Below are 7,320 nucleotides of genomic sequence, written 5' to 3'. Positions count from 1 at the left end.
CTCTGCGAGCAACTGCGACCACATCATCACGGAACTCTTTGGGATGGGGCTTGGGCATGACATACATCCTCTCACCAGGCCCTCACGGACCTGAGCTGCTGATGTCAACCAAACCCGGGGCAGTCCCCAGTGAACCGTCGGGCGACCCTGGGCGAGTCCGGCATGGCCGGCCAGCCGAGGGGTTGACAAGCCATGGTCACTGGGAGTGTCATGAGCGTTAACGATCCGACAACGCCGCGGGCGACGCCCGGGGGCAGGTCGAATCAGCAACAGCAGTTCGAGACGTGAGAGCGAGGTCACCCCGTTGATTTCCATCCCCCAGGTCCTCAGTCCGCTAGATGTACTGACCGGAGACGTTGATTGAGGCTCCGCCACCTTCGGGGGTACTATTGAAGTAGCGTCGCGTGCCGGTGGCAGTCTGTGCCAGGCATGGAGGCGCCGAACCTCTGGGAGGCCGACGGTGTTATCGCCGCACCCAGCGTCGCCGCGTGACTGATCGCGAGCGTCCAGTCCAGAACACGTCAGCAGATGGCCAGCGCTTCGCCGGTCACTACCGCCGACTTCTCGCACCCCTAGGCCCATGTGTCCTCACATGGGCCACCTTTGCATGCCCAAAAATCGATAGGAGACATCCATGACTGCCCGGTTCAACCACATCATCATCCCGGCCCATGACGCCGAAGAATCCGCCAAGTTCTACCGAGAGCTGCTGGAGGCCAAGTCAGCCCCCGCCTGGGGACCCTTCGCCCACGTACTGCTCGATGACGGCGTGCTGTTGCAGTTCGTTCGTCCGCCCACCACCTTCAGTGAACTGCACTTTGCCTTCCTAGTCGACGACGAGCACTTCGCTCGCACTTTGGCGTCACTTATCAGCACCGAAACCGACTACTGGGCAGACCCCCAGCGAACGCTTCGCGCCCAGATCCGCAGCGAGGAAGATGCCCGCGCTCTCTACGTCCTTGACCCATTCGGCCACCTTGTCGAACTTCTTACCCGCCCATACGTCTAGCGCGGAGCTGTGCGGATGACTCAGTTCTCGACGGTCGACTTACCTATTCGCTCTGACTACCCCAGCAACGCTGCGTTCTTGAGCGAGCGGCTTCACACAGGAAGGCTTCCCGATGTCCCACGCCAACGCAGCACTCACACCGCGACACCGGCTGAAAGTCGCCCGACTTGTAATTGACGAAGGCTGGCCGGTCAGCGAGGTCGCCGCTCGCTTCCAGGTGTCCTGGCCGACAGTGAAGCGGTGGGTAGACCGCTACGCCAATGGCGAATCGATGCATGACCGGTCCTCGCGCCCAAAGACCTCGCCATACAAGACGAGCAAGGCGACGATGAAGCGGTGCGTGAGCCTGCGCATGCGACTTCGCGAGGGGCCGGTTCAACTTGCGAGCAGGCTCGGCATCGCGCCGTCCACCGTGCATCGCATCCTCACAACCACCCGGCTGAACCGGCTCGCATACGTCGACCGCGCTACAGGTGAACCTGTCCGCCGTTACGAGCATGACTACCCCGGGTCGCTCGTGCACGTGGATGTGAAGAAGCTCGGGAACATCCCCGACGGCGGCGGCTGGCGTTATGTCGGCCGCCGCCAAGGCGAGAAGAACCGCTCCGCCACCCCGGACAAGCCCCGCAGCAAGTGGCACAACCCTAAGCTGGGGTACGCGTTCGTGCACACCGTCATCGACGACCACTCCCGCGTCGCCTACACCGAGGTTCACGACGACGAAACTGCCATCACCGCCGTCGCCGTCCTGCACCGGGCGGTCGACTGGTTCGCCGACCGCGGCGTCACCATCGAACGCGTCCTGTCGGACAACGGCGGCGCGTACCGCTCCTTACTGTGGCGCGACGCCTGCGAGGAACTCTCGATCACACCGAAGCGGACTCGCCCGTACCGGCCGCAGACCAACGGGAAAGTCGAGAGGTTCCACCGCACCATGGCCGACGGGTGGGCTTACGCCCGCTGCTACCGCAGCGAGCAGGAACGCCGCGACGCCTTGCAGGCCTGGCTGCACCAGTACAACCAGCACCGGCCACACAGCGCCTGCGATAACCAGCCGCCGTTCTCACGTTTGATCAACGTCCCCGATCAGTACAGCTAGAAGTCCGTTACCGAGATGACATACCCGGCCGGTTCAACGAACTCGACCTGCTCATCAGGGAGCGATCGAGGGTTGAAGCAATGCTTCGCGGGGAGGTTCTGCCGCCTTTCGAGGTTCTCATCCACCCTTCGAGCTCGTGCAACCTACGATGCGTCTGGTGCATAGGGGACCACATTCCAATCGAAATCTGGGATGACTCCAACGAACTGGTAACACTCGATGCAGCCAAGACTGCCCACGAGATGCTGCCCAACACCTTGGCGTCGGTTGATGCGATGCTTGGCCTTCTTCAGGGAATCGTCGACTACACCGTGCCCAACCCAGACGGTGGCGAGGACTACTCGGTCGAGGCGGTGTCGTTCTCCGGACTGATCGGTGAACCCCTTTCATCGAAGGCTGCCGTCACTGAGGGGATCCACTTCCTTGCGGATCACGGCAAGCGGATTGGACTGTTCACCAACGCTGAACTGATGGACGACAAGGTCCGGGCAGCTCTTCTTCGTGCGTCATACGTCAACATCAGCCTTGATGCTGGAAAGCCGGAAACCTACGCACTTCTAAAGTTCGAGGGTCGCGCGTCCGGGATGAAGAAGTTCGACCGGGTCTTAAACAATGTTCGAGCCTTGACTGAGGAGGTCGCGACCAGCGGAAGCCCTCTCACAGTCAACGCCTCTTTCATTATGTACCCCGAGACACACCACGAGCTGTACGATGCCGCGGCAGCGCTACATGCCGCTGGAGTCCGGACCCTTCGCCTGAAACGGGACATCAGCGGAGACCGGCTTCTGAACGCCGATCAAGTCGCCGACACAGTTGCCCAGATCGAACGCATCAGGCGAGATCTTGTTGATGAGTCCTTTGATCTTATCGAAGTTCATCACATTGGCGAACCCGTCAACCTGCGTCGACACTTTACGCACTGTCGTATCACGGACCTGATGGCTGCTGTTGGGTCTGACGGATGCATGTACCCGTGCAATTATCACCCGCGGCCGAACGGACACTCATACGGAAGCGTCCTTGAAGGCAAGTTCCGCGACGTCTGGGAGGGCGCGGCCCGCGCGGATTATCGTGCGGGGCGCCTGCCGAGAGACTGCCCGAAGGTCTGCGACCCGTACAAGAACCGCGCAAATGGCATGCTCGAAGTTATCGCGGACATCTATGAACAGCAAGGTCAACTCGATGACGCCGTAGCGTTCGCCAGATCCGTCCTGGTCAAGCACTAGTTCGCGAGTCAGCTGTGACGGGCGCAGTACGCCTCGAATCGGCAACCGAGACATCTTGGCGGATCGAAGCACGGTGGAGAAACCTGAAGCTTGCGGTTGATTCGAATTCGACCGACATGCTCATCGCCGTGCGTCAAGGGTTGTCTCCTTGGTTACAGTGCGAGTTCGTGAGTGATCGCTGCACGGCGCCAACCCTGACGGTCCAGCGGTTGTCGCTGACGGGACTAGATCCACTGAAGATGCACGGCTATCAGGAGATCAACGCCAGTTCCGGCCGGGTGCTCTACAACCCAGCCGAATCGGTGATGTTGACTTCCGCAGCGCCTTCGGAAGCAGGGCTCTACGTTCGCAGGCTCCTTCGCAGGACCGTGGTGGCGGCACTCCTTGCCGCAGGAGCGGGTCCGATCGCCGCAGCGGCCGTCGGCGTGAGCCCGCACCGAGCTGTGGCTATCTCAGGCCCGAGTCAGTCCGGGAAAACTTCGATCCTGCTCGGCCTGGCGTCCAAGGGATACTCGTTTGAGCTCATTGCTAATGACACCGTGTATCTCGACGGCTCATATATGGTCGGGTTGCCCACTGTGATCGAGCTCCGTCCGGAAGCTATACCTCTTCATCTTCGGCCCACAATTGATGAAATCTCGCTCTCATCAGGAGAGACATCGCCGAACCGTCCGGCTGATGGGGTCAGAGGTCGGCGGGTGCGGGTTGATCCGCGAAACTTCTGTACGGCGTTCGGAATCGGCCAACGCTTTGAGTCGTTAGGCTCAGAGGTCATCTTCCTGAGGCCATCTGCGAAACAACGCCATGTCAGTCACGTCCGTCTGCGTACCGACGAATGTCAGGATCGGATCGACTCTCTGAGACTAGATGAAAGCCGCCAGTGGCTCGCGCGGAATCTGAGCGATGCGATTCCCTCAACGAAGCCAGGTACTACCACTCAGGGGGTTCAGGGTAGCGTGATGGCGTTCAATCCAGCGCATCTGGATGTAGTTGTGGAGAGGATCGGAATCTATATCTCCGCGCAAGGGTACGAAACACTGAGGGAGGCATGATGGCAGTTCTTGGCATCGCGAACGATATGTGGGTCTCGAGCGCGGCCCTCGTTTCACAGGGGCGCGTCGTTAGTGCAGTAAGTGAAGAGCGTCTGAATCGGATAAAGCATTTTCGCGGGTTTCCTCGGCAAGCGATCGAAAGCGTACTGAAGCATATGCCAGTGGGGGACTCCCTTAAAGCAGTCGCGATTAGCGCGAACCCGATGACGACGCTTCCGTATGCACCATCACGCCAATTGGGCAGCTCTCGGTTCTACGCTGAGACGCTGTACTCAGTTCCGGCCAATCTATCCAAAGTCCTTGGCTCCGACTGGGCCGCAGATGACCAATTGGAGCTGGCCTCGGGTGGCGTTCCGCTGAAATTCATTACACATCACATGGCACACGCCGCGGCGGCCCACTACCAAGCAGAGTCGGAAGACAATGTGATTCTGACCCTCGACGGCCGTGGAGAGCGGCAGACAGGAACCATCTGTACGGCCGAAGGGAACCGCATCACCCTCCTTCAAGAGATGAACTGGCCGCACTCCCTAGGTCTATTCTACGGCGCGATTACGGACTATCTAGGGTTCCGACTGGATCTCGACGAGTACAAGATCATGGGCCTTGCGGCCTATGGGGACAGTAAGGATGCGACCGGACTTGAGATGGCCGACTTGGTTCGTCTAGTCCCGGGCGGAATGATCGAACTCGACCTAAACTACTTCGACTTCTACTTGAGTGAAAGGGAGCTAGCAGTCTCGCGACGATTTCTGGATCGGTTTGGACCGCCACGCAAGCGGAGCGAGAAAGTTGACGCGCGACACGCAGCCGTGGCGCTGGCAGCTCAGAAAGTACTCGAAGCTGCCGTGGTGCACTGCGCATCGACGGCATACGACCTCGGTGGAAAGCGTGACAGCTTGGCGGTGTCGGGTGGAACCTTCATGAACTCAGCTATGAATGGACGGCTGGGGGAAGCTACCCCGTTCAAGTATCTGTACATTCCGTCCGCGCCCGATGATGCGGGAACTGCGATTGGAGCAGCCCTCTTCGTCGAGGGGGTTCGGTCGACGCACACCGTGCCGGTCGAATCCGCCTTGGGGCCGCTCTACGACGACGCCGATCTGCGGAGTGCTCTCGAGAGATGTCGCGTCCGCTACACGTCGATGGATGATGTCGGCAAGGAGGTCGCACGCCTCATCAGTGGAGGAAAGCTGGTGGGTTGGTACCATGGCCGGTCCGAGTTCGGTGCCAGGGCGTTGGGGCACCGGTCGATCTTGGCCGATCCTCGAGACCCGGCCAGCAAGGACCGCGTGAACGCTGCGGTGAAATTCCGTGAGGGGTTTCGGCCGTTTGCGCCGGCAGTACTGAGCACGGAATGGGATCGACTGTTTGAGTCAGCCCACACGGCAAATAGCGTCTACATGCAGCAGGCGATTCCCATGCGACCACAGGCACGCGCTGCCTTGCCTAGCGTCGTTCATGTAGATGGGACTTCGCGGGCACAGTTCGTGCCCGCGAACTGTGGCAGCCCGCTCGCAGCGCTGCTTGGCGGGTTGAAAGCGGTCACTGGTTGGGGGGTAGTTCTGAACACGTCGTTCAATCTCGCGGACGAGCCTATTGTTGAGACCCCTGACGATGCGATCCGTACGTTCTACTCATGCGGCCTGGACGCCCTAGCGCTCGGGCCATTTCTAGTGACGAAGGACTACTGACCGTGCTCGCGGTGAACGGCGGTAATCCATCGGTTGGGAAGTTCCCGCCTTGGCCGTGGAATACCGATGGTGCACTGGAGGGAATCGCCGGAGTGCTTTTGTCTCACCCCTGGGGCGGAGAGGTGGTGGGTGGGTCTGTGTCCCGAGTTGAAGGTGAGATTGCGGGCATTGTAAAATGTAAACACGTGCGCCTTGTGACTAGCGGCACCCAGGCTCTTGAGGTCGCGCTGAGATCGATCGGTGTTGGTCCAGGAAACGAAGTTGTCCTGCCTGCTTGGACGTTTCACGCCACAGCGGCCGCAGTCGCGAGGGTCGGGGCAAGCGTCCGCTTCGCGGACGTGGCAAGGGCGAACCACTGCCTAGGCGTCGAGGAGGTGGAAGCTGCATGGTCTGAAGCCGTGAAGGCGGTCGTTGTAGTTCTCCAGTATGGCCAAGTCGTAAACCTGCAGGCGTTGTATGAGCACCTCGCACCGCGTGGTGTTGAGCTAATAGTCGACGCGGCGCCAGCTCTGGGCGCGTCCTTGGCAGCACAAGGAGCGCTCGACTTCTGTGCTGCTGCAGTCCTTAGCTTCGCGTACAACAAAAATGTTACATGTGGCGAAGGGGGAGCGGTCCTCACGAACTCAGATGAAATTGCTAGGTTTGTGCAGCGGGATCGGAATCATGGACGTCTGCCTGGAAGTGTCGAGCACACAACTCTTGGGGGCAACCTTCGGTTGAGCGAACTACTTGCAGCGATTTTGCCACCTCAGATCGATCGGCTCGGGGACCAGGTCGGGCGAAAGCGGGAGTTCGTGTCGCAGCTCTACGAGGAGTTCATGGATGCCTTTGGGCAGGAAGGACCATATCAATTGGCGCCAGGGATCGACGTTCAGACCGCGTCCCACTTTGCCGTTCCTGTGCAGGTGAACTGGGAGATGTGGCCGCCGAACCTTCCTCTGGCAAGGGTGAACGATTCGCTTCGAGCCGAAGGTGTTCCGGTTGCGCCCCGGACCCCGCGCAGTGTTGCAAGTGAGAGTTCCTTCAAGGGGCGAAAGGTCGCGGACAGCTTGAGGGTGTGCGAGGAGCTGGAGCGCACGACGATGATGCTGGGGCAGCCAGCGATGTCTGCAGTTGGCCTGACCCCCTTTTGTAGGTCCAGTCATTGTGAGAGTTGTCCTGTTGCTCGAGGCTTCGGGCAGGGAGACTGGTCAGATCATGACAAACAGAAGGAAGCGTCACACGCCGGAGCAGGTGGTTC

6 protein-coding genes are annotated in these 7,320 nt (G+C 60.2%); all 6 read left to right on the top strand.

Annotation, left to right across the window (positions count from 1 at the left end):
• Positions 1 to 634 precede the first annotated feature (634 nt).
• Positions 635 to 1,009 (top strand): VOC family protein, encoded by a 375-nt coding sequence (locus CGZ91_RS13900; protein ID WP_088818064.1) that lies wholly within the window; start codon positions 635 to 637, stop codon positions 1,007 to 1,009.
• A 112-nt stretch (positions 1,010 to 1,121) separates the two neighbouring features.
• Positions 1,122 to 2,108: an IS481 family transposase gene (locus tag CGZ91_RS13895; protein WP_094456129.1), complete on the top strand. Its 987-nt coding sequence runs from the start codon at positions 1,122 to 1,124 to the stop codon at positions 2,106 to 2,108.
• Between the two features lie 242 nt (positions 2,109 to 2,350).
• Complete coding sequence (locus CGZ91_RS13890; RefSeq protein ID WP_324252667.1) at positions 2,351 to 3,334, top strand: SPASM domain-containing protein; 984 nt, start codon at positions 2,351 to 2,353, stop codon at positions 3,332 to 3,334.
• Positions 3,335 to 3,450: 116 nt separating this feature from the next.
• Positions 3,451 to 4,386: a hypothetical protein gene (locus CGZ91_RS14150; RefSeq protein ID WP_144276927.1), complete on the top strand. Its 936-nt coding sequence runs from the start codon at positions 3,451 to 3,453 to the stop codon at positions 4,384 to 4,386.
• A complete protein-coding gene (locus tag CGZ91_RS13885) occupies positions 4,383 to 6,080 on the top strand; it encodes a carbamoyltransferase family protein (RefSeq protein WP_094456125.1) in 1,698 nt (565 codons plus the stop codon). Before CGZ91_RS14150 ends, CGZ91_RS13885 begins: the two co-directional genes overlap by 4 nt.
• Before the next feature lie 185 nt (positions 6,081 to 6,265).
• Positions 6,266 to 7,320 (top strand): DegT/DnrJ/EryC1/StrS family aminotransferase (locus tag CGZ91_RS13880; RefSeq protein WP_229116646.1); only part of this gene is annotated, 1,055 nt, incomplete at its 3' end.

The sequence above is a fragment of the Parenemella sanctibonifatiensis genome, assembly GCF_002250565.1.
Classification (GTDB): Bacteria; Actinomycetota; Actinomycetes; order Propionibacteriales; family Propionibacteriaceae; genus Parenemella; species Parenemella sanctibonifatiensis.
This window is presented reverse-complemented; position numbering and strand designations above follow the sequence as displayed.

Bases quoted from the DNA above. Each gene is read 5' to 3' on its own strand.
- CGZ91_RS14150 (WP_144276927.1), top strand. From the start codon at position 3,451: ATGCTCATCGCCGTGCGTCAAGGGTTGTCTCCTTGGTTACAGTGCGAG.
- CGZ91_RS13900 (WP_088818064.1), top strand. From the start codon at position 635: ATGACTGCCCGGTTCAACCACATCATCATCCCGGCCCATGACGCCGAA.
- CGZ91_RS13895 (WP_094456129.1), top strand. From the start codon at position 1,122: ATGTCCCACGCCAACGCAGCACTCACACCGCGACACCGGCTGAAAGTC.
- CGZ91_RS13885 (WP_094456125.1), top strand. From the start codon at position 4,383: ATGATGGCAGTTCTTGGCATCGCGAACGATATGTGGGTCTCGAGCGCG.
- CGZ91_RS13890 (WP_324252667.1), top strand. From the start codon at position 2,351: ATGCTGCCCAACACCTTGGCGTCGGTTGATGCGATGCTTGGCCTTCTT.